General features: G+C 58.3%; 24 protein-coding genes. 8 read left to right on the top strand and 16 right to left on the bottom strand.

Annotated elements, in window-relative coordinates; genetic code table 11:
* Positions 1–90: 90 nt before the first annotated feature.
* Positions 91–663 (bottom strand): lipid-binding SYLF domain-containing protein, encoded by a 573-nt coding sequence (locus ACR0JG_RS11775; RefSeq protein WP_170396874.1) that lies wholly within the window; start codon positions 661–663, stop codon positions 91–93.
* 143 nt (positions 664–806) lie between these two features.
* Positions 807–1,805, bottom strand: a complete 999-nt coding sequence (hemB, locus tag ACR0JG_RS11770; RefSeq protein WP_480569926.1) for a porphobilinogen synthase — start codon at positions 1,803–1,805, stop codon at positions 807–809.
* Positions 1,806–1,925: 120 nt separating this feature from the next.
* On the opposite strand from hemB, the gene ACR0JG_RS11765 reads away from it, so the two are divergent.
* Together ACR0JG_RS11765 and mfd are read left to right on the top strand one after the other, a co-directional pair.
* Positions 1,926–2,450, top strand: a complete 525-nt coding sequence (locus ACR0JG_RS11765; RefSeq protein WP_480569923.1) for a component of SufBCD complex — start codon at positions 1,926–1,928, stop codon at positions 2,448–2,450.
* 21 nt (positions 2,451–2,471) lie between these two features.
* On the top strand, positions 2,472–5,927 hold the full coding sequence (gene mfd / locus ACR0JG_RS11760) for a transcription-repair coupling factor (RefSeq protein ID WP_480569920.1): 3,456 nt from the start codon (positions 2,472–2,474) through the stop codon (positions 5,925–5,927).
* On the opposite strand, the gene ACR0JG_RS11755 is transcribed toward mfd, so the two are convergent.
* The 5 genes from ACR0JG_RS11755 to ACR0JG_RS11735 all read right to left on the bottom strand — a co-directional run bounded on the left by ACR0JG_RS11755 (position 5,924) and on the right by ACR0JG_RS11735 (position 11,773).
* Positions 5,924–6,601 carry an SH3 domain-containing protein gene (locus ACR0JG_RS11755; protein WP_480569916.1) on the bottom strand — a complete coding sequence of 226 codons (678 nt, stop codon included), beginning with the start codon at positions 6,599–6,601 and terminating at the stop codon, positions 5,924–5,926. The two genes, mfd and ACR0JG_RS11755, sit on opposite strands and share 4 nt — an antisense overlap.
* Entirely contained in the window at positions 6,598–8,262 is a 1,665-nt protein-coding gene (locus ACR0JG_RS11750; RefSeq protein WP_480569913.1) for a hypothetical protein, read from the bottom strand. The genes ACR0JG_RS11755 and ACR0JG_RS11750 overlap by 4 nt, the downstream gene beginning before the upstream one ends.
* A 55-nt stretch (positions 8,263–8,317) precedes the next feature.
* The gene (locus ACR0JG_RS11745) at positions 8,318–9,526 is read right to left on the bottom strand and encodes a multidrug effflux MFS transporter (protein WP_170636174.1); all 1,209 of its coding nucleotides are present in this window, start codon (positions 9,524–9,526) and stop codon (positions 8,318–8,320) included.
* Positions 9,527–9,599: 73 nt separating this feature from the next.
* Complete coding sequence (locus ACR0JG_RS11740; protein WP_170406071.1) at positions 9,600–10,259, bottom strand: DsbA family oxidoreductase; 660 nt, start codon at positions 10,257–10,259, stop codon at positions 9,600–9,602.
* Positions 10,256–11,773, bottom strand: a complete 1,518-nt coding sequence (locus ACR0JG_RS11735) for a class I adenylate-forming enzyme family protein (protein ID WP_480569908.1) — start codon at positions 11,771–11,773, stop codon at positions 10,256–10,258. Before ACR0JG_RS11735 ends, ACR0JG_RS11740 begins: the two co-directional genes overlap by 4 nt.
* A gap of 65 nt (positions 11,774–11,838) precedes the next feature.
* Between ACR0JG_RS11735 and ACR0JG_RS11730 the strand changes: the two genes are divergently transcribed.
* The gene (locus ACR0JG_RS11730) at positions 11,839–12,462 is read left to right on the top strand and encodes an XRE family transcriptional regulator (protein ID WP_170396891.1); all 624 of its coding nucleotides are present in this window, start codon (positions 11,839–11,841) and stop codon (positions 12,460–12,462) included.
* Here the strand turns inward: ACR0JG_RS11730 and ACR0JG_RS11725 are convergent.
* The 5 genes from ACR0JG_RS11725 to ACR0JG_RS11705 all read right to left on the bottom strand — a co-directional run bounded on the left by ACR0JG_RS11725 (position 12,451) and on the right by ACR0JG_RS11705 (position 16,717).
* Positions 12,451–12,687: a hypothetical protein gene (locus ACR0JG_RS11725; protein ID WP_170396893.1), complete on the bottom strand. Its 237-nt coding sequence runs from the start codon at positions 12,685–12,687 to the stop codon at positions 12,451–12,453. The genes ACR0JG_RS11730 and ACR0JG_RS11725 overlap by 12 nt on opposite strands.
* 187 nt (positions 12,688–12,874) lie before the next feature.
* Positions 12,875–13,534, bottom strand: a complete 660-nt coding sequence (locus ACR0JG_RS11720; protein WP_170465314.1) for an aquaporin — start codon at positions 13,532–13,534, stop codon at positions 12,875–12,877.
* Positions 13,531–14,007: an arsenate reductase ArsC gene (locus ACR0JG_RS11715; protein ID WP_170800676.1), complete on the bottom strand. Its 477-nt coding sequence runs from the start codon at positions 14,005–14,007 to the stop codon at positions 13,531–13,533. Before ACR0JG_RS11715 ends, ACR0JG_RS11720 begins: the two co-directional genes overlap by 4 nt.
* 26 nt (positions 14,008–14,033) lie before the next feature.
* Positions 14,034–14,858, bottom strand: a complete 825-nt coding sequence (locus tag ACR0JG_RS11710) for an arsenate reductase/protein-tyrosine-phosphatase family protein (RefSeq protein ID WP_170421885.1) — start codon at positions 14,856–14,858, stop codon at positions 14,034–14,036.
* A gap of 32 nt (positions 14,859–14,890) precedes the next feature.
* A complete protein-coding gene (locus ACR0JG_RS11705; protein ID WP_480569904.1) occupies positions 14,891–16,717 on the bottom strand; it encodes an extracellular solute-binding protein in 1,827 nt (608 codons plus the stop codon).
* A gap of 293 nt (positions 16,718–17,010) precedes the next feature.
* Between ACR0JG_RS11705 and ACR0JG_RS11700 the strand changes: the two genes are divergently transcribed.
* A complete protein-coding gene (locus tag ACR0JG_RS11700; protein ID WP_170421879.1) occupies positions 17,011–17,784 on the top strand; it encodes a 3-hydroxybutyrate dehydrogenase in 774 nt (257 codons plus the stop codon).
* A 64-nt stretch (positions 17,785–17,848) separates the two neighbouring features.
* On the top strand, positions 17,849–18,874 hold the full coding sequence (locus ACR0JG_RS11695) for a patatin-like phospholipase family protein (RefSeq protein ID WP_480569900.1): 1,026 nt from the start codon (positions 17,849–17,851) through the stop codon (positions 18,872–18,874).
* Here ACR0JG_RS11695 and ACR0JG_RS11690 read toward each other — a convergent pair whose 3' ends face one another.
* From ACR0JG_RS11690 to ACR0JG_RS11675, 4 genes are all read right to left on the bottom strand, one after another.
* The gene (locus ACR0JG_RS11690; protein WP_170396909.1) at positions 18,875–19,552 is read right to left on the bottom strand and encodes a DUF502 domain-containing protein; all 678 of its coding nucleotides are present in this window, start codon (positions 19,550–19,552) and stop codon (positions 18,875–18,877) included.
* Positions 19,553–19,615: 63 nt separating this feature from the next.
* Complete coding sequence (locus ACR0JG_RS11685) at positions 19,616–20,530, bottom strand: pseudouridine-5'-phosphate glycosidase (protein WP_480569897.1); 915 nt, start codon at positions 20,528–20,530, stop codon at positions 19,616–19,618.
* Positions 20,527–21,420: a PfkB family carbohydrate kinase gene (locus tag ACR0JG_RS11680; RefSeq protein ID WP_480569894.1), complete on the bottom strand. Its 894-nt coding sequence runs from the start codon at positions 21,418–21,420 to the stop codon at positions 20,527–20,529. Before ACR0JG_RS11680 ends, ACR0JG_RS11685 begins: the two co-directional genes overlap by 4 nt.
* Positions 21,421–21,475: 55 nt before the next feature.
* Complete coding sequence (locus ACR0JG_RS11675) at positions 21,476–22,096, bottom strand: thiamine phosphate synthase (RefSeq protein ID WP_480569891.1); 621 nt, start codon at positions 22,094–22,096, stop codon at positions 21,476–21,478.
* Between the two features lie 164 nt (positions 22,097–22,260).
* Here ACR0JG_RS11675 and ACR0JG_RS11670 point away from each other — a divergent pair, with 164 nt between their 5' ends.
* The 3 genes from ACR0JG_RS11670 to ACR0JG_RS11660 are packed head-to-tail and all read left to right on the top strand — an operon-like array spanning position 22,261 to position 25,683.
* The gene (locus ACR0JG_RS11670; RefSeq protein WP_170396917.1) at positions 22,261–23,004 is read left to right on the top strand and encodes an RNA methyltransferase; all 744 of its coding nucleotides are present in this window, start codon (positions 22,261–22,263) and stop codon (positions 23,002–23,004) included.
* A gap of 59 nt (positions 23,005–23,063) precedes the next feature.
* Complete coding sequence (gene ctaA, locus ACR0JG_RS11665) at positions 23,064–24,209, top strand: heme A synthase (protein ID WP_480569888.1); 1,146 nt, start codon at positions 23,064–23,066, stop codon at positions 24,207–24,209.
* Positions 24,210–24,213: 4 nt separating this feature from the next.
* Positions 24,214–25,683 carry a carboxypeptidase M32 gene (locus tag ACR0JG_RS11660; RefSeq protein ID WP_480569885.1) on the top strand — a complete coding sequence of 490 codons (1,470 nt, stop codon included), beginning with the start codon at positions 24,214–24,216 and terminating at the stop codon, positions 25,681–25,683.
* Positions 25,684–25,698: the final 15 nt, after the last annotated feature.

The raw sequence follows: 25,698 nt of genomic DNA, 5'->3' as shown, positions 1-25,698 counted from the left end.
ACTGGAATTTGTGGAAAACCGCGAAAACTCGGAGCCCCGCCACAAGATGTAGCGGGGCTCGTCAGAGGGGGGAGGGTGGTATCTTGGGTCTTAGGGGATGATGCGCGTATATTTGGTGCCTTCGACCGTCGCGCCGAACTTCAGACCCGCTTGTCCAAAGACTGCGGCCAGCACGGGTTTGCGCAACTGAGTGGTGTCGGTCGACAAGGATTCTCCGGTCGCGTCGACGACGTATCCGATATCTGCACCGGCCGTCCAACCGCTGGAGCGGCGGAAATCGTTCAAGGCCTCTTCGGTCATAAAGAACAGAACATGCGCATATTGCTGTGCGCCGATCTGCAGGCCCGCAGTACCGGAGATGGCGGAATAATAGTCGACCGTCGCGCCCTGAATACGCAGTGCACCCTGACCATAGGCGCCACCAAAGATAAATCCGGCATCTGTAATCAGTGGCATGACCAACATTCCGTTGGCCTTGTTGGCAATCTCAACGGTGTTGGGATACTTGCTGTACATCTCGTTCAGCGTCGCGTCGACGCGCGCGTCGAGTGTGACTGCGTTGGAGTTGCCAACGCCGTTGCCGCAGGCGGCGGTCAGCGTCAGTCCGGCCATGCCAAAAGCAAAACCGCGACGGCTAAGTCGGGGGGAGTTTGAACTGCTCATGTTTCTCTGTCTCTGTGTATGTGCCTGAAATGTCGGGTGTTCCCGATCTTGTCTGCAAGAATACGCCGATTGCACCGGCCTGTCACGGGAAAGCTGTGCTGCGCACGCAGCAAATCGGCGAAAAATTGCGACAATCTGAGGTGTTAGCCCTGCAGGATGCGCGCGGCTTCGGGTGCAAAATAGGTCAGGATGCCGTCACACCCTGCGCGCTTGAAGGCCAGTAGGCTTTCCAGCATCACCCTTTCGCCGTCGATCCAACCGTTTTGTGCAGCGGCTTGGATCATCGCATATTCGCCAGACACCTGATAGGCATAGGTCGGCGCACCGTAGCTGTCTTTGACCCGTCGGCAGATATCCAAGTATGGCATCCCCGGTTTGATCATGACCATATCTGCACCCTCGGTCAGATCACGCTCGATCAGACGGAGGGCCTCGTCCGAGTTGGCAGGGTCCATCTGATAGGTCTTCTTGTCACCGGTCAGCGCGCCTGATGCCCCAACGGCGTCGCGGAAAGGGCCGTAGAAAGCGCTGGCATATTTGGCGGCATAACTCAGGATCATGACATTGTGGTGACCAGCCGACTCAAGTGCACTGCGCATGGCGCCGATACGGCCATCCATCATGTCGGACGGGCCGATGATGTCAGCTCCGGCTTCGGCCTGCGCCAGCGTCATTTTCACCAGCGCCTCAACAGTCTGGTCATTCACAATCTCGCCATCGACCACATAGCCATCATGGCCGTTGATGTTGTAGGGGTCCAGGGCCACATCCGTCATCACCGCGATTTCGGGCGCAGCGGTCTTGATCGCACGAATGGCGCGGTTGGACAGGTTGTCGGGGTTCCAGGCCTCGGCACAATCCTCGGTTTTCAGGCTCGGATCGGTGTATGGGAAAATACATATTGCAGGAATACCAAGGGCTTGCGCTTCAACCGCGGCTTTGGTGACCAGGTCGACCGAGCGTCGCACGACCCCGGGCATCGACGGGACGGGTTCTTCGATATTTTCACCGTCGCGCACAAAAACAGGCCAGATAAAGTCATTCACAGTTAAGGTGTTCTCGCGTACCAGACCCCGGATCGCCTCGGATTGGCGGGCCCGGCGGAAACGGGTCCGGGGATATGGGGCGATGGTCGGTTTCATGGCGCACTCTCCTTGAACAATTGCGCATTGGGTGGCATGAATTCCCGGTGGTCTCAAGGGTAACAATGGACGCATCGCTGCGATGACGGTCCCTGCGGACGTTGAACAAAGGGCAGACGCTTGGACATATACTCTTCGATTTTCGAACTCATCGACATGCGGAGCTTTTCGAATCTGTGGTACTGGATCGGTCTGGCCGTTCTTTGGTCATCTGCCAGCCACTGGACGATGGGGGTGCCCTATGATCTGGTGATGCGCGCCCGTCGTGTGGGTGGTCAATCAGAACAAGACCTTCTGGATGTCGCGCGGATCAACTCGAACAGAGTGTTGTACATCGTCGAAACCTCGGGTCTGGTATTGATGGCAATTTGCTGTTTTGTTTTGACAGGCCTTGCGACGTTGGGATTCTTCTACGACGTGGAATTCGCACAGGCCGTATTCCTGCTTCTGCTCCCGATGTGTTTTGTCATGATGATCAGTATTGCGGCAGCGCGTCGATTGCAGATTCAAGAAGCGACCGTAGAAAATGTTTCCAAAACGCTGACGCGCAGTCGGACCTTTACTCAGATCATCGGTATGTTCTCGATCTTGATCACTGCGTTCTGGGGAATGTATCAGAACATTTCGATTGGTGTGCTGGGTTAGTAGTCCCTGAAAGGCAAGGTAATGACGGCTCCGAACCACATAACAGTCGGCGGCGGCCCCGAGGGGTTTGATGCACAGCTTGTGCTGAATGAGATCGCGCGCTCGGGCGGTCCAGTCTGTCATATCGCCCGCGATGACAAACGGATGGAGGCGATGCGTGCAGCGTTGGCATTTTTTGCCCCGGACATGCCCGTATTTGTATTCCCCGGATGGGACTGCTTGCCCTATGATCGGGTGTCGCCCAACGCCGACATTTCTGCTGCCCGCGTGGCAACATTGGCTGCTTTGGTGCATCAGATGCCGCAGCGGTTCGTGCTGCTTACCACGCTCAATGCCGCGACCCAACGGGTACCCGCGCGTGCAGTGTTGCGAGAGGCCGCATTCACCGCTCGCGTAGATCAGCGCATCGACGAAGATGCCCTACGCAACTTTCTGGTGCGCATGGGCTTTACCCAAAGCCCCACGGTGATGGAGCCCGGAGACTACGCTATCCGAGGCGGTATCATCGACATCTTCCCACCCGGTGAGAGCGGTCCCGTGCGGCTGGACTTGTTCGGGGATGTTCTGGATGGTGCACGCCGGTTTGATCCTGTCTCGCAGCGAACGACTGAAAAACTTGATGTGGTCGAGCTTGCCCCGGTGTCCGAGGTCATACTGGACGAAGCCGCCATCACCCGATTCCGTCAGAACTATCGCATCGAATTCGGCGCCGCGGGTACGGATGATCCCTTATACGAAGCTGTCACCGCAGGTCGCAAGCACCAGGGGATTGAGCATTGGCTGCCGTTTTTCCATGAAAAGCTGGAAACGCTGTTCGATTATCTTCCAGGGGCCTCAATCTCGCTTGACGATCAGGTCACGCCTGCTCGGCTGGCGCGCTGGGATACGATTGCGGATCAGTATGAGACGCGAAAGCTGGCTTTGGAAAACCGCTCGCGTATGGATACGGTTTATAAACCGACGCCTCCCGGTCTGCTCTATATGGACGATGCTGCATGGGAAGATGCAGTGGGCGATCTTCGCGTTTTGCAGTTCAGCCCGCTGCCGCAGGCGAGTGGTCCGGGCGTGATTGATGCAGGCGGACGGATCGGGCGCAACTTTGCACCCGAACGTCAGCAGGAAAGCATCAGCCTGTTTGGCGCTCTGGCGGCGCATATCACCGAAAAGATGGACAAGGGGCCGGTCCTCATTGCCTCTTACTCCGAAGGCGCTCGTGAACGACTGACCGGCTTGATCGAAGATGAAGGCCTGGCCGAGGCAATCCCGGTGACCGACGGGACCCGGGTTGGAAAGCGCGGCCTGCATCTTGCGGTTTGGGCATTGGAACACGGGTTTGAAGCGCCCAATCTGACCGTGATCTCGGAACAGGACGTTCTGGGCGACCGTCTGATCCGCCAACCCAAGAAACGCCGCAAGGCCGAGAACTTCTTGACTGAAACGCAGTCGCTGTCGCCCGGTGATCTGGTGGTGCATGTTGACCACGGGATCGGGCGGTATCAGGGGATGGAGGTCGTTACGGCTGCGGGGGCCGCCCATGAATGCCTGCTGCTGGAATATGCTGAACAGTCCAAACTCTACTTGCCGGTCGAAAACATCGAACTGCTTTCGAAATATGGCCATGACGAAGGGCTGCTTGATCGCTTGGGTGGTGGCGCTTGGCAGGCAAAGAAGGCCAAGCTGAAAGAGCGCATCCGCGAAATGGCGGACAAGCTGATCCGCATCGCCGCCGAACGAGCCCTGCGGAAAGCTCCTGTCATGGACCCACCGCCACATGCATGGGAAGAGTTCAGCGCGCGTTTCCCATATCAGGAGACCGACGATCAGTTGCGCGCGATTTCCGAGGTGATGGAAGACATGCATTCCGGCGCGCCGATGGATCGTCTGATCTGTGGCGATGTAGGCTTTGGCAAGACCGAGGTCGCCATGCGCGCAGCCTTTGTCGCCGCGATGTCGGGCGTACAGGTTGCCATTGTGGCACCGACCACGTTGCTCGCGCGGCAACACGCGGCGTCCTTCAAGGAACGCTTCCGGGGTTTCCCGCTGGAGGTCCGGCAATTATCGCGCTTTGTCTCGGCCAAAGAGGCGCAGCAAACCCGAGACGGGCTGGCGCGGGGCACGGTGGATATCGTGATCGGCACCCATGCGTTGCTGGCGAAAGGGATACGGTTCAATAATCTAGGCCTGCTGATCATCGACGAGGAACAGCATTTCGGCGTGGGCCACAAGGAACGGCTGAAACAGCTGCGCTCGGACGTGCACGTCCTGACCCTGACAGCGACACCGATCCCACGAACTCTGCAGCTATCCCTGACAGGCGTGCGTGATCTGTCGATCATAGGCACGCCCCCCATCGACCGGCTTGCGATCCGCACCTATGTTAGCGAATTCGACGCGGTAACGATCCGTGAGGCGCTGCTGCGCGAGCATTATCGTGGCGGGCAGAGCTTCTATGTGGTGCCGCGCATCTCTGACCTGCCTGAGATCGAGGAATTCCTGAAAGAGCAGTTGCCTGAACTATCCTACGTGGTCGCACACGGGCAGATGGCTGCGGGTGAGCTTGATGACCGGATGAACGCGTTCTACGACGGTAAATACGACGTTCTGCTAGCCACCACGATTGTCGAAAGCGGGCTGGATATCCCGACTGCCAACACGATGGTCGTGCATCGGGCGGATATGTTTGGCCTAGCGCAGCTCTATCAGATCCGGGGGCGGGTGGGGCGCTCAAAAACCCGCGCCTATGCCTATCTGACCACCAAACCGCGCCAGCGCCTGACGGCGACGGCTGAGAAACGGTTGCGGGTTCTGGGCTCGCTGGATACGCTCGGGGCCGGGTTCACACTGGCTTCGCAAGACCTCGACATTCGTGGTGCGGGCAACCTGCTGGGTGAGGAACAGTCCGGCCAGATGCGTGATGTGGGCTACGAACTCTACCAATCGATGCTGGAAGAGGCGATTGCCAAGATCAAAGCCGGCGAGATGGAGGGGCTGTCGGATGCCGATGACCAATGGGCGCCGCAGATCAATCTGGGTGTCCCGGTTCTGATCCCCGAGGATTATGTGCCCGATCTGGACGTGCGTCTGGGCCTCTACCGCCGCCTGTCGTCACTGTCGACGAAAGTGGAACTAGAGGGCTTTGCCGCCGAACTGATCGATCGCTTCGGCAGCCTGCCGAAAGAGGTGAATACCCTGATGCTTGTCGTGCGCATCAAGGCGATGTGCAAACGCGCCGGGATCGCCAAGCTGGACGGCGGGCCAAAGGGCGCAACGATACAGTTCCACAATGATAAGTTCGCCTCACCCGAGGGGTTGGTCGAGTTCATTCAGAACCAACGCGGGCTGGCCAAGGTCAAGGACAACAAGATCGTTGTGCGGCGCGACTGGAAGAAGGACAGCGACAAGATCAAAGGTGCGTTTGCCATCGCCCGTGATCTGGCCGAAAAGGTCGTGGCTGTGAAGAAAAAGGCGAAAGCCTAGTCCCCCGTCACAAAAGTGCAGATTTGCCAGTCGCCCGTATCGGATTTAACAAACGCAGCGCGGTAGCCAACCATCGATGTCAGAAAATCGCTGAGTAAGTAGCCCGATGTCCCATCGGTCAGTCTGATTTTCTGGTATTCCCCATCAGGTTGATAGTCAGGGACGATCACGATTTCATGACTGATCAGCGCGAGGATGGGCGCGCCACGAGACGGTGCCTGACGCAGTGTGATGCTTTCGCCCGAAACGTAGAAGGCGGTGAAAGGGTCCACTGTAGCGGGAAGAATGATCCGCCAATAGTGCGGCATCCAGAATTCACCCTGATCGTCAAAATATCCCGGTTGGGAAACCGTTTGCTGCAATTGCGACCAGTAAAAATCACGTAGCTCCGCAGCCTCGTCCTTAAATTCTTCACCAAGCGTTTCCGGAGGCACAGTCAAGTTGGTGCGAAACTCTTCCGGTCCACCTGCTGTGCCGTGACTGAGATAGATGTCGGGACAAGCGGCGGCGACAACTGCATCGGTATCGCGTGCCTCGATTTTCGCCAGCAAGTCAGCTCGGAATGCGACCAGTGATGGATTTTGACCTGCCTCGTCGATAGGTGGAAAGGTCTGGCGCTGTGCCAGCGCTGGAGTGGCAAGCAGCAGGCCTGCCACCAAAAGGAATAGCTTCATTCCGCAGCCCTCATGGCGGCTTGGGCACAGAAGCATGACGCGCCGACGGTGCGGTCCGCGCGCGCCAAGGCAAGATCAAGGCGTTGCTTGATTTGGCGGATTTCTACTGTCTCGCCGCGTGCTTTCAGGCAATCATGCAAACCCTTCAAACTCCAGACATTGTCAGGGTGGATCGAGGCGCGGCTGAGCGTGCCACCCAAGCCTAGATCTTCACGATAGACTGCCTCGGCCTCGTTCACATGCCCTTGTTCGAACAACAACGCACCAAGCGCATGGCGTGTTGGTTGCATCCAACCCCATGGCTCGTCATAGGGCAGCGTGTCATCCAATTCGACCGAGCGGCGTAGATGTGCATAGGCAATCTCGTAGTTGCCTTTGCGATACTCGATTTCTCCGCGCAGCATTTCCGCTGCGATCTCCAGAAGGTCGATGACCCGATTGTTGTGCAGGCGGCGGGTCTCGGGCACGCAGGTTTTTGCGGCAAGGAACAACTGCTCTTCGGCCTCGGCTTGCGCCACCTCATCAGTGGCCGCATGGGCGATGGCGCGAGCATAATGTGTTGTTGCTGTCAAAGTGCGATAAAGGTCAGGGTCGTCTGGCAAATTCAGTGCCTTGGCCTCTTCCCAGCGGCCAAAGCGGATCAGGATATGCGGGCCCATGGACATGTAGCTTTCAAAATAATCCGCCATGGGCGGGCTTTCGATCCGAAGCATATCTTCGGGCGTGGTGTCCCACAGGCCCTGATTAGCCCGCAGGGCTGGTTCCATCTGACCGAGAAACAGAGCGCCATAGATAGTGAAGTGATAGTTGTGCTGTCGATAGCCGGTATAAATGTTGAACGCGCCTTCACGCTCATAATATTTCAGATCGGCCTCGGTGGCCTTTTCGTTCCAGTAGGCAACGTTGTGATAGTGGCCGCACAGCACGTCGATATGGGTCGGCATATGCACCAGGTGACCGGCATCGGGTACGAGTGTACGCAGGATGTCTCCGGCCTGCAGCGCCTTTTCTGGCGTCGGCGACATCTCCATCAGGTGCACATATAGGTGAAGTAGACCGGGATGAGACATCGACGCCGGGTCATTGACCATAGCGCTCTCCAAAGCGTCTTGCGCTTCAAGGGTCGCGGCACCCTCGGCCGGTTGACCCGTTTTCAGGTCCCACATCTGCCACGGGGTGAGGTTCATCAGCGCCTCAACATGGATCGTGCGCAGGTCCAGATCATCAGGCTGTTCGGCAAATGCGGCGCGCATCGCATCCGCATAGTCATAGTCCCACTGGTGCATGTTTTCGATGGGGTCACGCTGAGGGTATCGGGAGGGTAGGGCGCGGATCAACGCTTGCTCAACCGCTGTGCACCCGTCGAGCAGCGACAGCGCCTTCTGTGTTGCATCATAGGCGATGGCCAGTGATTTGGCCTGGCCCTGATCGTCCCGCAATTCCCACGGCAGGTTATAGTTTGGGCCTGCTGCATAGGCGACGCCCCAATGGGCCATGGCGCAATCCGGGTCAATCTCGGCAGCTTTCTGAAAGCACGTGATCGCTTCGTCGTGGTTGTAGCCATACGTCCAGACCAATCCGCGATCGAACCAAAGCTGCGCTTCGGGTGATGCTGTGGTGACGGCACAGGAATACGTGCCCAGATCATAATAGTCGCTCATGGCGCCCCCCCACGATTTGCGGGAAGGTTAGCGTGTTTCAGCGGCTCTGCACAGATCAGGCGGGCAGTCTGTTTTCGATCCGGCCCATATGTAGCATCAGGCCGAAGCCAAGCATGCACATCGTCAGTACTCCGGTCGTCAGCGGTGTGATCGACCCGTCAAATAACAGCCCAATAGGGGCCGCGATGGCAGCCGCCAGAATTGTGGCGATCGATCCAATGACCGAGGCAGCCATTCCCGCGATATGACCCATAGGTTCCATGGCAATGGCGTTCAGGTTGCCCATGGTTACACCGGCCATAAAGAAGATCGAGGTCTGCCACGCCACAAAAACAGCAAATGACGCGCCCGGTGAAAGTGGTGTCATGTTCAGGATGATGACGGCGCTTGTGATCAGAATCTGCGCGCCCAAGGCCCAGGTCACCATACGGCGCATCCCGACGCGTACGACCACGGCGGCGTTCAAAAGGCTGGCCGAACCCGAGATCAGCGCCACGAAGGCGAACCAGAAGGGAAAGCTGTCTGCCCGATCATGGATGACGTCAAAAACCGGCTGAACCATCGTTAGCATGGTGAACAGCAACCCCATGCAAAGGGTCTGCACCAGGATCGAGAGGCGTACGGTGGGGTGTGCGAACATCTCATGCACTGCCGCAATCATCAGGGGCAGGCGGAAGGGGCGTCGGTTTTCGGGCGCCAGAGATTCAGGCAGGCGCGTGGCCATCCAGATCACGATGATCGTGGCGAATATGATGAAGGACACAAAGATGCCGCGCCAGCCGACCAGTGCAATAACGCCTGCGCCTAGCAGCGGTGCCACGGCGGGGACCAGAGTAAAGATCATCATCGCGATCGAGATGATGCGCGCCATCTCGCGCCCTGAAAACAAGTCGCGAATGATTGCCATGGCCACAACGCGCGGCCCGGCCGCCCCGAGGCCCTGCGCGATGCGCGCAGCCAGCACCAGTTCAAGCGATGAGCTGGACCACGCAACGGCGCAGGCCAGTATATAGAGAGCAGCACCGCCATAAATCACCGGCTTGCGCCCGACCGCATCGGAAATTGGCCCAGTAAAGAATGTGCCGATCCCCATGCCCAGCACAAAAGAGGTCAAGATCAACTGTGCTTTGTTCAGATCGTAGGGGCTGAGCTCTGCGCCGATCTCGGGCAGGGCTGGCAGCATTGAATCGATCGAAAAGGCTATCGTGGCGAACATCATCGCGATCAACGCAATGAATTCGCCCCGGGACATGCGGTCGGCCATGGGGAACTCCTTCCCGAATGCGCTATCACGGCGTTTCGGGTTGGACTAGATCAGAAATGCACAGGGGTATGTGCTATTCTGCAGGGGAAGCCTCAATCTGAGACATGATCTCAGCGATCACTTTTGCCCACAATTCAGGAGGTTGCGCGCCCGGAACGGCGTGCTGGTTTGCAACGATATATGTGGGAACCGAATTTACGCCCATTTCGCGTGAATGGCTGTCGCGGTTACGGATATCTTCTCGGTCGGCGTCTGACTGCAGCAGTTTCAGTACGACCGCTGCGTCCATGCCGACGCTGTCGGCGACATCAGCCAACACCTCATGATCTCCAATATCACGCGCCTCGACGAAGTAAGCATTAAAGAGTGCATCGACCACGGATTCCTGCTTGCCCTCAATCCCCGCCCAGTGGATCAGGCGGTGGGCATCCAGCGTGTTGGGCGTGCGTTTCATGCCTTCGAAATCGATATTCAAACCTGCGTTTTCGGCATGTTCGACAACGGGAGCGTATGCGCGAACTGCTCCGTCCTTGCCGCCGAACTTCCGTTCAAGGTATTCGCGCCGATCCATGCCCTCGTCGGGCATATCGGGGTTCAGCTGAAAGGGGTGCCACTCGATCACAAAGGGGTGGTCTGGCACTTCGGCGAGCGCTTTGTCCAGATGGGTCTTGCCGATATAGCACCAGGGGCAAATCGGATCGGACATGATGTCGAGCTTTACAGTGTGTGTCATTCGGACGTCGCCTTGAAATAGGCCGGCAGGGCGCGGCGCAGAAGTTTGCCGTTGCCTCCGGTGGGCAAGGCGGGCAGATGGACAAAGGCACGCGGCTGTTTGTAGCGCGCCAACTTGTCAGACACATAGGCGTGCAGGTCCGCCGCGTCCAGTTCTTCGGGGCCAGTGTAGAAGGCAACGATGATCGAACTGTTCTGTTTTACCTCAACCGTAGCCGCCCCGACCTGGGTGATCTCGGGATGGGTGGATAAGGCCGCCTCGACTTCGACCGGGGAAACGCGATATCCGCCCGCATTCATCATGTCGTCATCTCGACCCAGATAGGTGATTTGCCCATCAACCGCCATCGCGCCTTGATCACCGGTCAGGAACCAATCCCCCTGCATCCGAGCAGCGGCCTCGTCGGGGGCATTCAGATAGGTCAGCATCAGGCCCGGATCTTCGCGATGTACGGCTATTGTACCTTCCTGACCTTGTGGCACAGGGCCATCCGGCCCGAGGATGGCAATCCGACGCCCGGGCTGCGGCTGCCCCAACGCTGTGCCGCGTGCCGGGTGGCTTGGGCTGGATGAGATGAAGGTCGAGCATTCGGACATGCCGTAAGCCTCATAAAGCTCGGTGCCGGTGAACTGCACCCATTTTTCATGCAGGTGTCGCGACAGCTTTTCCCCGGCGCAAAGGCCGTGGCGCAGATCGGGAAGGCCGGGCTGCGTGTCACTTTGCATCATCTTCCGAAAGACCCCCGGTGCGGCTGCAAAGATGGTGGCACGATGTTGTTTCAACAGGGCAGGCAGATCGCGTATGTCTGTCCCGGGTTCAGGGATCAGAGCCGTTGCACCAATGGCCCAAGGGTCCATCAAGCCGGTGCCCAGCGTGTAGGTCCAATTGAATGCCCCCGCATGGCACAGCCGGTCCGAGGATTTCAGGCCATACCAGCCGTCGACCATCATCTGCCGAGCCCAGATGGCGCGGTGCGCATGCGCAACCGCACGGGGTTTGCCCGAAGTGCCCGAAGTGTAGACCACGTAGGCAAGCCGCTCGGGATCTCCCATGGCAAAACTTGCAGGCGGCAGTGATCGCATCCGGGCCAGTTCAGGCAGCATGACCTGATCCGGGTGCGCCGCGCAGGCGACCTGGGGATCTCGCAAAATGGCGGCGGGTTTCAGATCGTCGACGATCTTTGCGGTCTCTTGCTCGGTCAGTTGTGATGAGGTGGGCACGGGGACCAGCCCCACGGCGATTGCGCCCAGATAGGCGATCGGAAAATCGACGGTATTGCCCAATCGCATGAGAACAATGTCTTGGGCGCGAAGGCCGCTCTGCAGCAATCCTGAACCGGTGCCCATTATCGCCGAATGCAGATCGCCATAGGTCCAGTCTGTTGCACCATCCGATCCCAGCACCGAAAGTGCGGTCTTCTCAGCTGAACTTTTCGCATGGCGCAGCACATGCGCGGCAAGATTGAATGGGCGCGGGTAGGGCGTAGGCGGCCCCTGATCAAAGATCGACAACATGAGAACTGGCTATCCCCGTGCGAGGCGCGTTGCAAGCAGGGCATGCTCGCCCTATAGAAAGACCCATGGCCACCAATGATCATAAATCTATCGTCAGAATTGCCCGCGACAATGGTGTCAACACCGAGTTGGAGCCGGTCGATCTGGGCGCGCGCGTGCGCGAACTGCGTAAAGCCCGCAACTGGACGCTGGAACAGGCGGCGAGTCAGGCGGGTCTGGCTCGGTCGACACTCAGCAAGATCGAAAATGGTCAGATGTCTCCGACCTATGATGCTTTGAAAAAGCTGGCGACCGGATTGGAGATTTCGGTGCCTCAGCTTTTTACGCCGCCACAACGCGATCAGGTGATCGGTCGAATGGCAGTGACCAAGATGGGCGGGGGTGCGGCCCATGCGACCACCACCTACGAACATGAGTTGCTGGCAGAAACGCTGACCAAAAAGCAGATGCTGCCCTATCGCGCCCGTGTACGTGCACGCTCGATGGAAGAATTTGACGGCTGGGTGCGTCACGATGGTGAGGAATTTCTGTATGTCCTGACCGGAGTGGTGCGGTTGTTTACCGAGTTCTATGAGCCGGTCGAAATGCGCCGCGGCGACAGCGCTTATTACGACGGCAGCATGGGGCATAACGTCATTTCGGTCAGTGATGAGGATGCGACGATCCTGTGGGTGACGTCACTTGCTTAGGGCTTGGGCCGCTTCGCGGTTCAATGCTTCGGTGAACAGGAAATCCTCAAGCTCTTCGCGCGCCTCGTTTACGGTCAGGTGGTGACGCTCGGCCAGGTAAGCTTCGAACTGTTTGCGATCTTCGCCAACGCGCGCCATATCCCTATCCCGCAGGTTCGGAAACCTACGTTTTGCACGCGCATATGACGCGTCCCAGTCTTGCGTCAGATCAGCCCAGTTTAGCATCTGCGAGCCTTCCTTAGTTGGTGTTTCAGGATTGCTCTCCCCCAAGACAGCCTACGGAGCGCCGTGCGTTGCTGCAGACATGACAAAATGTCGCAGCCGGAGTCGGGAGATAAGATGCAAAAAACCCGCTGCGGAGATACCGCAACGGGCCCACGGACCTGCTGTAAAGTGAGTGGCGGCCGGTCCGTTATTCTGCTGGTTCGAATAACCAGTTCAGTATTTTGTGTCCGATAAATACAGCAATTAACTGCATAATTATGAACATCGGAATGTGCGCAGGGTATATCCCCGCAAAGGTATCCGTAAAGCCCCTTGCGATTGTAACGGCCGGATTAGCAAAACTTGTGGAAGACGTATACCAGTAGGCGCCGGTAATATAGAGGCCCACAAGGGCTGGTACCGTGTCCGGCTTGTGCCGAATTCCGCCGAAAATCACAAAGAGCAAACCCAAAGTGGCGACAATCTCCGAAAACCACTGATGTGCCCCGGTACGATGCATCGTTTCCGAAGTTTGCAGAATCGGCAGGTCAAACATGTAATGGCTGGCCCAGACCCCCGCGATACCTCCGGCAATCTGAACAAGCATGTAAGGGGTGACCGCACGCCAGGGATGTTCACCGCGCAGCGCAAAGGCCAATGTCACTGCAGGGTTGAAGTGAGCGCCCGAGACAGGGCCGAGCGTAGTGATGATAGCGTAAAGGATGCAGCCGGTCGCAATTGCATTGGCCAGCAACGCCAGCGCGATGTTCCCGTCGGACAAGGTTTGCGCCATGATGCCTGATCCGACAACGCCGATCAGCAGGAAGGCGGTTCCGAGGAATTCGGCAAAGTATTGGCGGGCGCTCACAGCAGGGCTCCTATACGTTTGAGATGGGCCGAGAGTTCAACGCTGTCCATGGTTTCAATGGGCAGCTCCAGAAGTGCTTCGGCGCGGCGCCCAAGAATGTCATATGCGGTCCTAAAGGCGGTTTCCCAGTCTGACTGAGACGCGGCGGCTGGGTCCTCGACACCCCAATGCGCGCGTACGGGCGCGCCGGGCCAGACGGGGCATGTCTCTTCGGCGGCTGAGCCGCAAACCGTGATCACTATGTCCATTTCCGGAGCATCTTCTGCTGCAAACTCATCCCAGCTTTTAGAGCGGGCATCGCGGACGTCATGGCCTTCGGCACCAAGCAGCGTCAAGGATTGCGGATGCACCTTCCCGGTCGGGTTGGAGCCTGCTGAATAGGCGCGTACACGCCCTTCGCCGGTGTGATTGAAGAGCGACTCCAGCAGAATCGACCGAGCCGAGTTGCCGGTGCATAGAACCAGTATGTTCATGGGGGTATCCTTGGATTGATCGAGGACTATTCGGCCATTCGACCGATATCATCCACCTTGTGCTGTAGTGAGATGCGGTCGAGCGTTTCGAACGGGAGGCTTGCAAAGGCGGTGATACGGTTGCGCAGCAATCCGTAGGCCTGCTGGAATGCCAGCTGCTTTTGCGCGTCGGTTCCTTCAACTTTGACCGGATCGGGCAGACCCCAATGCGCGCTTATCGGTTGTCCTGGCCAAGCGGGGCAGGCCTCGTTCGCCGCGTGGTCGCAGACGGTAAAGACAAAATCCATCTTTGGGGCATCAGCAGCGGCAAATTCTTCCAGTGATTTTGAGCGGAGCGAGGTCGTGTCGTAGTCTTTTTGCTTCAAGAGTTCCAAAACGATTGAATTTGGTCCGTCCGATGGTGCCGTTCCTGCCGAATAAGCGCGAAACAAGCCGTTACCTTCATTGTTTAGGATGGCTTCCGCCATGATCGAACGGGCCGAGTTTCCGGTGCAGAGGAAAAGCGCATTCATGACGCGGTCAGGGGACGCCATAACGGGGTCATCCGAGGGTTGCATGCACAAATCAGGACGATTTTGACAGCAACCGCCCAGCAACTCATCAAACAGCCCGCGCACCGCTGGTAAGTTGGCGGCATATTGCAATGATGTCCCGCTGCGCGACTGCTGGATCAGCCCGGCGGATTTCAATGCATTCAGGTAGGTTGACGCAGTATTGGGTTTCAGCGCTAAAGCCTCAGCTATCTGACCCGCAGCAACGGAATCTGGATAGCGACGCATCAACAGCCGGAACAGATCCAGCCGCTTGGGATGTGCGAGTGCGTTCAGCCTGTCATGAATCTCTATTTCCATAATTCATGAAATATGGAAATAGAAAGGACTCGTCAATCCTGAAACCACCAGACCTGTGGCATATATTCTGGCCCATCGCCATAAATTGGCAGAGTGTCGGGTTGTTTCAGCTCTTTGACATGGGCGATACGGCCGACATCAAAGCTCCAGATAGGAATGACATAGCGACCCGCTGTCAGAACACGATCCAGCGCGCGCGTTGCCGCAACAAAATCCTCGTGGCTTTCCGAGGCCAGCATCGCGTCGATCAGCCCGTCCACGGCGGGCGAGGTCAGGCCCATAACATTCCGCGTCCCGGGAGCATTTGCGTTTTCGCTGCCCCAATACAGACGTTGTTCGTTGCCTGGCGAGAGCGACAGCGCTCGACGGAACGGGGTCATGTCAAAATCTTGCGCATCGATGCGTGAAGTATATTGCGCGTCATCTACTTTCTCGACTGTCAACTGGATACCCAGGCGTTCGAGGGCGCGGGCGTAGATTTCCGCGATCACGCCGACATCCTGCACCACATTCAGGCTGCCCTGGCTGATGACCAGATCAATCACAAACGGCTCACCGCTGGCGTTGCGAAGCTGGCCGTCCTGAATTGTCCATCCGGCCTCTTCCAGCAGTTTAAGCGCTTTGCGGATATTTCGACGGTTGCGTTCGGTTCCATCGCTTTGAGGCAATTCATATCCATCCAGCGTGCCCGGTGCCAACTCGGCGGCGTAAGGTTGAAGCAATTCCTCGACACGACCAGTGGCCGGTCCGGGTTGCATCCCCAATTCCGAACCCGAGAAATAGGAGGTGATCCTGGGCTGCGCGCCGCCTGTAATGGTGTCGTTGATGAACTCGAAGTTGAAGGCCAGCGTCAGCGCCTCGCGTACGCGCCAGTCATCGAATGGCACCTTGCGTGTGTTCATGACAAAGCCGGTCATGCCTGATGGTTTTTGGTGGGGAATTTCCGTCTTCACAACATCACCGCGCTGAACCGCTGGGAAGTTGTACTGCGTGTTCCATTTATCCGCGTTGAATTCACGAACGGCCGAAAGCTCACCAGCTTTGAACGCTTCAAACGCGACTGTACCGTCGCCGTAGAACTCAATCCGCATGTCATCCAGATTCATCGTGCCCTTGCGGTAGGGGATATCGGCACCCCAATAGTCAGGATTGCGACGCAGGTTCACATAGCGGCCAGCCTCATAGTCATCGATTACGTATGGTCCGGAACCGATGGGTATATCGTGTAGTTGAGCGTCAGCGAACGACTTTCCCTCCCACTGCGCTTTTTGCAGGATCGGGCGCATTCCGGCGATCAGGGCCAGTTCGCGATCCGGTTCGTTAAAGGTGATCCGAACGCTGCGCGGTCCAGTCTGTTCAATGCTATCAATCTTGCCCCACAGCCCGCGATATCGCAGGTGGCCTTCGGTGCCCAGTGTCTCATACGACCAGATCACGTCATCGACAGTGACCGGCGATCCATCCGAGAATTCAGCATTTTTGCGCAGCGTGAATTCGACCCAAGTTCGGTCCGAATCTGTCTCAACTGATTCGGCTAACAACCCGTAAAGAGTGAAAGGTTCGTCCCAGGAGCGGCCCATCAGGCTTTCATGAGTCCAAAATCGCAACTGCCACGGCGCGGTGCCTTTTTGCACAAACGGGTTCAGACTGTTATAGCCGCCGGTATTGCCAAATACGACCTTGCCGCCCTTGGGCGCGTCAGGATTTGCGTAGGGTAGCGACACAAAATCCGGTGGTAGGGCCGGGTCACCATACATAGCTATGCCATGGGCCGATTCTGCTGACGCCATTGAGGCGGCGAAAATACAGGTGATTCCCACAATCGCGGGACGAAGGGGGCGGAGATAATCGGGGCTCATTTTGGAAACAATCCTGCTCTGGCCTTATTTTGTTTGGGATTCACCGTAGCCATGATTTTTCTTATTATCAAACTTTTAGCTTGGACGAGGGCGTGGAATTGCTTATAAAGGTTCTACTGCTCGATAGGTTTCTTGCCTGTATGAAACCTGCCTCAATAACTTAACGCCCGCTTCGTGCGGGCGTTTTTTTTGGCAAAACTCGTGCGGGTGCGCGGATCAGATCATTCCCCGTTTTCTTTGCAGGTGCAGCATGGCACTGTGTTTGAGAAACAAAAACTCATAAGGAGAGTGCCATGAGTCTGTCGGGCAAAACAGCCGTCGTCACGGGGTCGAATTCGGGGATTGGGCTGGGCATCGCGCGTGAGCTGGCGAAGGCCGGGGCGGATGTGGTGCTGAATTCGTTCACCGACCGTGATGAAGATCATGCGCTGGCCACCGAGATTGGCAAAGAGACGGGAACCAACGCGCGCTATATCAAGGCAGATATGTCCAAGGGCGATGAATGCCGTGCACTGATCGAACAGGCAGGTGCTTGTGACATTCTGGTGAACAACGCCGGCATTCAGCATGTGGCTCCGATCGATCAGTTTCCGTCGGACAAATGGGATGCGATCATCGCGATCAACATGAATTCGGTCTTTCATACGATGGCGGCAGCGCTTCCGATGATGCGCGCGGCGGGCTGGGGGCGGATCGTGAATATTGCCTCGGCTCACGGTCTGACGGCCTCGCCCTACAAGGCGGCTTATATCGCGGCAAAGCATGGTGTCGTCGGGATGAGCAAGACCGTGGCGCTGGAGACTGCGCAGGAGCCGATTACCTGCAATGCTATTTGTCCGGGATACGTACTGACTCCATTGGTTGAGGCGCAAATTCCCAACACGATGAAAGAGTACAATATGAGCCGTGAGGATGTGGTGAAGAACATCCTGCTGGAGCGGCAGCCGTCGAAGGAGTTTGCCACGGTCGAGCAGCTGGGCGGAACTACGATCTTCTTGTGCTCGGATGCAGCGGCACAGATCACAGGAACGACGATATCCGTGGATGGGGGATGGACGGCATTGTGAAGGACCATGGGGGCTCTGCCCCCATACCCCCGAGGTATTTCTGGCCAGATGAAGAGGCGGAACCATGAAACGGATTAATCTGGCATTGCAGGGCGGTGGGGCGCATGGCGCGTTTACCTGGGGTGTACTGGATCGATTGCTGGATGAAGAGGATATCGAGGTTGCCGCGATCACTGGGACTTCGGCCGGCGCGCTGAACGGGGCAGCGTTCAAATCAGGGATGGTGCATGCAGGGCGCGACGGGGCGCGGGCGTGTCTGGATGGACTTTGGAAACGCATGGGTGCCGTCGGCGATATGCGAATTGCCCATTGGATGCGGGGCATTGAGCCTGCTCATGTTGCACAAGCGTTGGAGTACTCCGTTCCGTTCTCGATGGCCGAAGCATGGTCGCGGCTGGTATCGCCTTACGCCTATGGGCCGTTTTATCGCAATCCGCTCACCCCGGTTGTGGATCGGTTCAACTTTGATGAGATTTGTGCAGACGAAGGGCCCGCGCTGTTTGTCTGCGCCACCTGTGTGCGCAGCGGCAAGATTCGCGTTTTCACAGGCGAGGAGATTTCGACCGATGCGATTCTGGCCTCGGCCTGCTTGCCGAACCTGTTTCAAGCGGTTGAAATCTATGACCCGAAATCCGAGCGGACCGAAGCGTATTGGGATGGCGGCTATACCGGAAACCCGGCGCTTTATCCGTTGTTCGGTGGGGAATTGCCAGATGATGTGGTGATTGTGAACATCAACCCGCTGGAACGCGATGAGGTGCCTAAAACACCGCAGCAGATTCAGAACCGGATCAATGAGATCAGTTTTAACTCATCGTTGTTTCGCGAGCTGCGTGCGATCAATTTCGTTCAACGGCTTCTGGCCGAAGGCAAGCTGAAGGCTGGTGAGATGAGCCGGGTGCTGGTGCATATGATCGCTGATGACGCCTTGATGAACGACCTTTCAGCGGCCACCAAGATCGTGCCAAACCCGGTTGTGCTGAACCGGTTGAAACAGTCCGGCCGCGATGCGGCGGAGCAGTTTCTGAGCGTGCATAAGGACGATCTGGGTCAGCGGAGCACGGTCGATTTGCCGGCAATGTTTGGTTGATTATTCAGGCGGCTGGGTTGGGTCTTTGTCATTCGGGTAAACCAGACCTGCTGAGATCACCAGCTTGGCTGCATCCTCGATGGACATATCCAGCAGGATCACATCCTCTGCGGGGAAAAACAACAGGAACCCGGATGTGGGGTTTGGAGTTGTCGGGACAAACACGCTTAGCAGCTCGCCCCCGGTTTCGGCGCGATCGCTCACTTCACCGCGCGCTGTTGTCGAGACGAAGCCGATTGCCCAGATGCCCCGGCGCGGATACTGGATCAGGCAGGCTTTTTCGAAAGACCGCTCGGTCTGGGCGAACACAGTTTCCGAGATTTGCTTGATCCCGGAATAAACCGAACGGACCACGGGCATGCGGTCGACGACACTCTCGGCGAAATGGATCAGAGAACGGCCCAGAATGCCCTTTGCGATCCAGCCGACGATAATCGTGAACAGCAGGAATATGACCACGCCAACGCCGCGCAGATTGATGCCGACATATTCCGAGGGTTGGAACCGTTGCGGGATCAGTGGCAGGACGGCGCTGTCGATCCAGCCAACCACAGACCAGATCAACCAGATGGTCAGCCACACCGGAGCAATGACGACGATACCAGTCAGAAAGGACGCGCGTAGCCGGGAGAACAGGCCGGGGCGTCGGTGGGGTTCTTCGTCAAACGGAGTGTTCATTGCGGTCCTGAGTGGTTTGCGGAATTAGGTAAGCAGTCCGGGCGCTTGGTGCAATAGCTGGGGTCAGTGGGCTGATTCTATCAGCGCACGCGCGATGACCGCTGCCAGTCGGGCGTTGTTGCGTACCAATGCGATGTTGGCAGTAAGCGAACGGCCCGCGGTCTGTTCATAGATACGCTGCAGCAGATAAGGCGTGACGCCTTTGCCGGTGATGCGGTGCGCCTCGGCGTCTGCCTGGGCAGAGGCGATGATCGGGGCCAGTTCCTCGGACGGGATCTGGTCGGCTTGCGGGATCGGGTTAGCGACCAACTGACCACCCGGCAGCCCCAACGCACGCCGTGTTGCGTGGGCTTTTGCTATGTCAGCGGCATCATCCATGCGCAGCGGGGCTGCCAAGGGTGATTTTGCGGACCAGAAGGCCGGGAACTCGTCCTGTCCGTGGGCGATGACGGGGACGCCGAGCGTTTCCAAAACTTCAAGCGTTTTGGCGAGGTCGAGGATGGCTTTGGCCCCGGCCGCGACCACAGTCACCGGGGTCTGCGCGAGCTCGTGCAGGTCAGCGGAGATGTCGAAGGAGGTTTCGGCCCCCTGATGCACCCCACCGATGCCTCCGGTGGCGAAGACCTCGATGCCTGCATAATGTGCGGCGATCATTGTTGCGGCGACGGTGGTGGCCCCGGTGCCGCCTGTGGCGAGGCAGGCGGCCATGTCAGCGCGTGACAGTTTGGCGACGCCTTGCGCCTGACCCAGTGCGCTCAGCTGGTCGGCTTCGAGGCCGACGTGCAAAACTCCGTCAATAACGGCAATCGTTGCTGGAACGGCGCCCGCATCGCGGATGTCTTGTTCAACCTGTGCCGCGACCTCGATGTTCTGGGGGTAGGGCATGCCATGGGTGATGATGGTGCTTTCCAATGCCACGATCGGTTGGCCCGCATCCTTGGCGGCGCGGACCTCTGCAGAATAATGAATGGTGATCACAGTGGGGTTTCTCCGGAAACATAGGTTGCAGCGGCGCGCAGCGCGCGGCTGAGTGCCGCGTCGCTGTCGGCACCATTCGCCTCGGCGGCGATATGGGCGGCCATGAAAGTGTCACCCGCGCCGGTCACGCGGGTGACCAGAACGGAAGGGGGTGTTTGGGTCAAGACGGCGTCAGCATCCCCGACGGTGGCCGAGTTGCCGCCATCGGTCACAAGAACCCGCAACGCGCCACGGTCCAGCAGGCCTTTGGCGGCGCTCTCGGAATCGGTGAACTCGCGTTGGCAAAGCAGTTCGGCCTCTTCGAGATTCACATAGAGCGTTGCACGGGCGTGTTTGAGGAAGGGCAGCAGCCGTTCTGCCTTGCCGGGCGAGGCCGGGGCGACGCGCAGGTCGGCTTTGGCAAAGGCGGGGCTTTGGGCGATCTCTTCAAGCAAGGTCAGCGTGAGGTTACCGTCCAGCGCGATGGGCCCTTCGAATGGTGTATTTTCATAGCCCAGCGGACCATGCATCAAGGGACGCAGGATTTTGGCTCCGGCAGCTTCAAGCGAATGGGCGTCGGCAATGGCGGCGATCAGCCCGTTGGCTCCTTCAACCGCCATATATCTGTCGGTTGGCAGGTCTTGCGAGCGATAGATGTGATCGGTGACCATCCCCAAACACGCGCAGGACCGGACCAGTTCATCCCCTTCAGCGTCGCGGCCAATTGCGGTCAGCAAAGTCGGGGTCATTCCGAACCGCACCAGCGTCATGGCGATGTTCATGGCGACGCCACCCGGCAGGCGAGTAATGCGGCCGGGTACATCCGAGCCCTGTCGCATGGCGCTGGCCGAGCGTCCGATCACGTCCCAAAGGACCGAGCCGATGCACAAAATTTCGCTGTTCTTGTTCATGCCTTGTGTCATGCCGCAGCCCCGACGCGGGTGCAAGGGTTAACGCTCGCATCCCTCAGCGCATTGCGGCAATCAGAGAGTTCAGCGCCTCCAACGGGTTATCTTGCGACCAGATTTCCTCTCCGATGCCGAAGAAATCGGTGCAGGGGGTGAGGTCTCGGATCAGATCGGACGTCAGGCCGCCCTCGGCCACGACGGGAACCTCGATCATTTCGGACCACCATTGGAACAGGTCCTTTTCGGCCTGAGTACCATCGCCCAGCGTGGCGGAACCAACCGGGCCAAAGGCCACGTAATCCGCGCCACTTTCACCAGCAGTCATCCCGTCATGGCTGGAAGACCCGCAAAAACTGCCGACAATCGCATCCGCGCCTAGCTCCTTACGGGCTGCCCTGACAGACCGCGCGCTGTCATCCAGATGCACCCCGTCCAGACCCAACCGCTGCGCCAGCAATACATGGTTGGAAATCACGATGGCCACATCGCGCGCATGCGCAACTTCGCGGCAAGCATCGGCGGCGCGCGCGATGGTATCTTCGTCGCTTCCAGCCAAGGCGAGGCGGATACATGCAATTTCAGCCCCGTCCAATACGTGACCCAATTGATCAGGGAATGTACTTAGCGCGATGGTCGGAGGCGTGATCAGGTAAATCTGCGGCTGCTCGGGGGTGTCCATGGCGCGTCCTTCGGGTTTGTCATCTTTCGCGCGGTTTAGCGGATTGCGCGGGGGAAGCAAACTTTTATGCCGGCTACGTACCCTTTTGCGAACAGAAGACGCCGGGCCGACTTGCCCTCGACCCAAGCGGCCATTAGAGCAAGCGGAGTTTTTCGGAGTTAGCCATGCCCAGCGATACATCACAGCCGTCTTTTGTTCTGGTGCGCCCTCAGATGGGTGAGAACATCGGTGCTGCCGCGCGGGCGATGTGGAACTTTGGGCTGGATCGGATGCGGATCGTGGCACCGCGCGACGGCTGGCCCAACCCCAAGGCGGTGGCGATGTCCAGCGGGGCCGGGCGGCTTTTGGATGAGGCGCAGTTATTTGACGATCTGGCGGGCGCGCTGGAGGACACCACCTTTGTCTTCGCCACCACAGCGCGGCAACGTGGGTTGACCAAGCCTGTCTATAGCCCAGAGCGCGCAATGCAGCTTGCATCGCAGAAAGTGGCGGCGGGCGAAAAGGTCGCTGTTCTGTTTGGCCCGGAACGGGCAGGGCTTGAGAATGAGGATATCGCCAAGGCCAATGCGATTATCTCGGTGCCGGTGAATCCTGAATATGCGTCGTTGAACCTCGGGCAGTGCGTTCTGCTGACCGCCTACGAATGGATGCGCCAGACCGGGGATGTCGTGCATGAGGCAACTGATCTGGGCAAGGGCGATTGGGCGACCGGGATCGAGGTTGAAAAGTTGGTCGAGCATTATGAGGACCGTCTGGAACAGGCCGGGTTCTTTTATCCGCCGGAAAAAGCCGAAGGAATGAAGGTGAACCTGCGCAATCTTTGGTCGCGGATGCGGATGACACGGGCCGATGTACAGATGCTTCACGGGATCATGCGGCAGATGGTCCGCTGGAAAGACAAAAGCTGAGGCTGGACCTATCTTCCGCCAAACCATAGCTTGCGACGAAATCAGGACATGAGGACAGCATGAGCGGTAAGCGCAGCATCTTCGAAGAGGTCTCGGACAGCGAAAAACAACAGGCCGTCCAGCCCGGTATGATCGACCGGGGGCGTGGCGGTGCGCGGGCCGCGATCCGGGTTTGGTTGATGATCCTGTTCGCGCTGGTCGTGATCATGATTGCCGTGGGCGGGCTCACGCGGCTGACCGACAGTGGACTATCGATCACTGAATGGCGACCTATTACGGGTGCTATCCCACCGATGAACGCCGCCGACTGGCAAGCCGAATTCGACAAATACAAGCAGATTGACCAGTGGCGCATTCAGAACCAATGGATGGAGCTGGATGATTTCAAAACCATCTATTGGTGGGAATGGGGCCATCGCCAGTTGGGCCGCGTGATAGGATTGGTTTGGGCCGTTGGATTTATCGGTTTCCTTGTGGCTCGCAAAATTCCGACAGGATGGGCTGGTAAGCTGCTGATCCCCGGCCTGCTTGGCGGTGTTCAGGGTGCCGTAGGCTGGTGGATGGTCACCTCGGGCGTCACACAGGGTGAAGGCATGACCGCCGTTGCCAGCTATCGTCTGGCAACGCATCTTGGCTTGGCCTTCGTGATCCTCGGCTTTCTTGCCTGGTACATCTTTGAACTTGGCCGTGACGAACGTGACCTGATGCAGGCCCGCCGCGCGAAAGAGGCTAAGCTTTTCTCGATATCGACCGGACTGCTGCACTTCACCTTCCTGCAAATCCTCATCGGTGCGCTGGTGGCCGGGATCGACGCGGGGAGGTCCTACACTGACTGGCCCCTGATTGGCGGTCAGTTGCTGCCGCCCGATGCGACCATGCTGGAACCGATGTGGCGTAACTTCTTTGAAAGTCCCGGTCTGGTGCAGTTTATCCACCGTTGCGTCGGCTATCTGCTCTTTATTTTCGCCATCATAGTCTGGCGGCGCGGTGGCAGCAGCGCGCACCCACAGACCCGCTTTGCCTTCAACGCCATGTTCGCAGCTTTGTCACTGCAAGTGGTCGTGGGCATCATCACAGTCGTCTATGCGGCACCTTGGCAGATCGCCATTTTCCACCAGTTCATGGCCGTGGTCGTCTGGACCCTGATCCTGCGCGCCCGCTTCCTGACAGCTTACCCTATCGCAACATCTGTGCGCGGAGCATGACCCCATGACAGCATACAACGACTTGATGGCCTTTCAGCGCGAAACCTCGGCCCTGGGCCAGATTGCCGGTAGGCTCGGCTGGGACCAGGAAACGGTGATGCCGCGCGGTGCCGCGCCGCAACGGGCCGAGGAAATGGCAGCGATCGAGGCTGTATTGCATGCTCGCCGCTCTGACCCTCGCGTTGCCGAATGGTTGGAGCAGGCCGCACCGCAAGATGAGGTCGGCAAGGCACAACTGCGTGAGATACGCCGCGCCTATGACCGCGCGGTGAAGGTGCCCGCCGATCTGGCGACGGCGATTGCACGCGTGACATCCGCCGCGCAGGGCACATGGGCCCAGGCGCGAGCGGACGAAGATGTCTCAGCCTTCCTGCCGGTGCTGGAAGAAGTTGTCTCGCTGAAACGGCAAGAAGGTGAAGCGCTGGCACAGGGTGGCGACGTTTATGATGCGATGGTTGAGGATTACGAGCCCTACACGACCGGCTCTCAGATCGCCGCGATCTTTGACGAAATGCGCCCACGTCTGGTGGCTCTTCGCGCCGCCGTTCTGGATCGCCCGGAACCTGCCGCGCTGACCGGCAACTTTGACGAACTGACCCAGATGCGCCTGACGCAGAAACTGGCCACGACATTCGGCTATGACCTGAACAATGGCCGCGTCGACAAAGCGGTGCATCCGTTCAGCTCGGGCAGCGGGCTGGACGTTCGGATCACCACCCGCACCAGCGAGACCGATCCGTTCAACTGCTTTTACTCGACCATTCACGAGGTTGGCCACGCCGCCTATGAGCAGGGCATCGACCGCGATTACCTGCTGACCCCGCTGGGACGTGGTGTGTCGATGGGTGTGCATGAAAGCCAAAGCCGGATTTACGAAAACCAGTTGGGCCGCTCGCGCGCCTTTACCGGATGGCTGTTTGACCAGATGAAAGAGGCGTTCGGTGATTTTGGCATCGCCGATGCGGATGCGTTCTATGCCACCGTCAACCGCGTCCACAACGGCTATATCCGGACCGAGGCGGATGAGGTGCAGTACAATCTGCACATCATGCTACGGTTTGATTTGGAACGCGCACTGATGGCCGGTGACTTGCAGGTCGGCGACCTTGAAGCCGCCTGGAACAACCGCTTCAAAGCAGATTTTGGTTATGCGGTCGACAAGCCCTCGAACGGGTGTTTGCAGGATGTGCATTGGTCGGTTGGTCTGTTTGGCTATTTCCCGACCTATTCGCTGGGCAATGTCTACGCGGGATGCCTGTATCAAGCACTGCGCGCAGCAATTCCCGGACTTGAGGGGCAGTTGGCTGCTGGCGATACCTCGAGGGCCACCGGTTGGCTTCGAGAGCATGTGCAGCAGCATGGAGGACTGTACGCGCCCCGCGAAATCATTCAGCGCGCCAGTGGGGTGGAACCAGGGCCGGAGCCGCTGTTGGCTTATCTGGAGCAGAAGTTCGGGGCGTTGTACGGGCTTTGAGGCGTGTTCGTGGCG

The sequence above is a fragment of the Ruegeria sp. AD5 genome (genome assembly GCF_056542345.1).
Note: the sequence above shows the minus strand (reverse complement) of the source record. Positions and strands in the feature narration are given on the sequence as shown.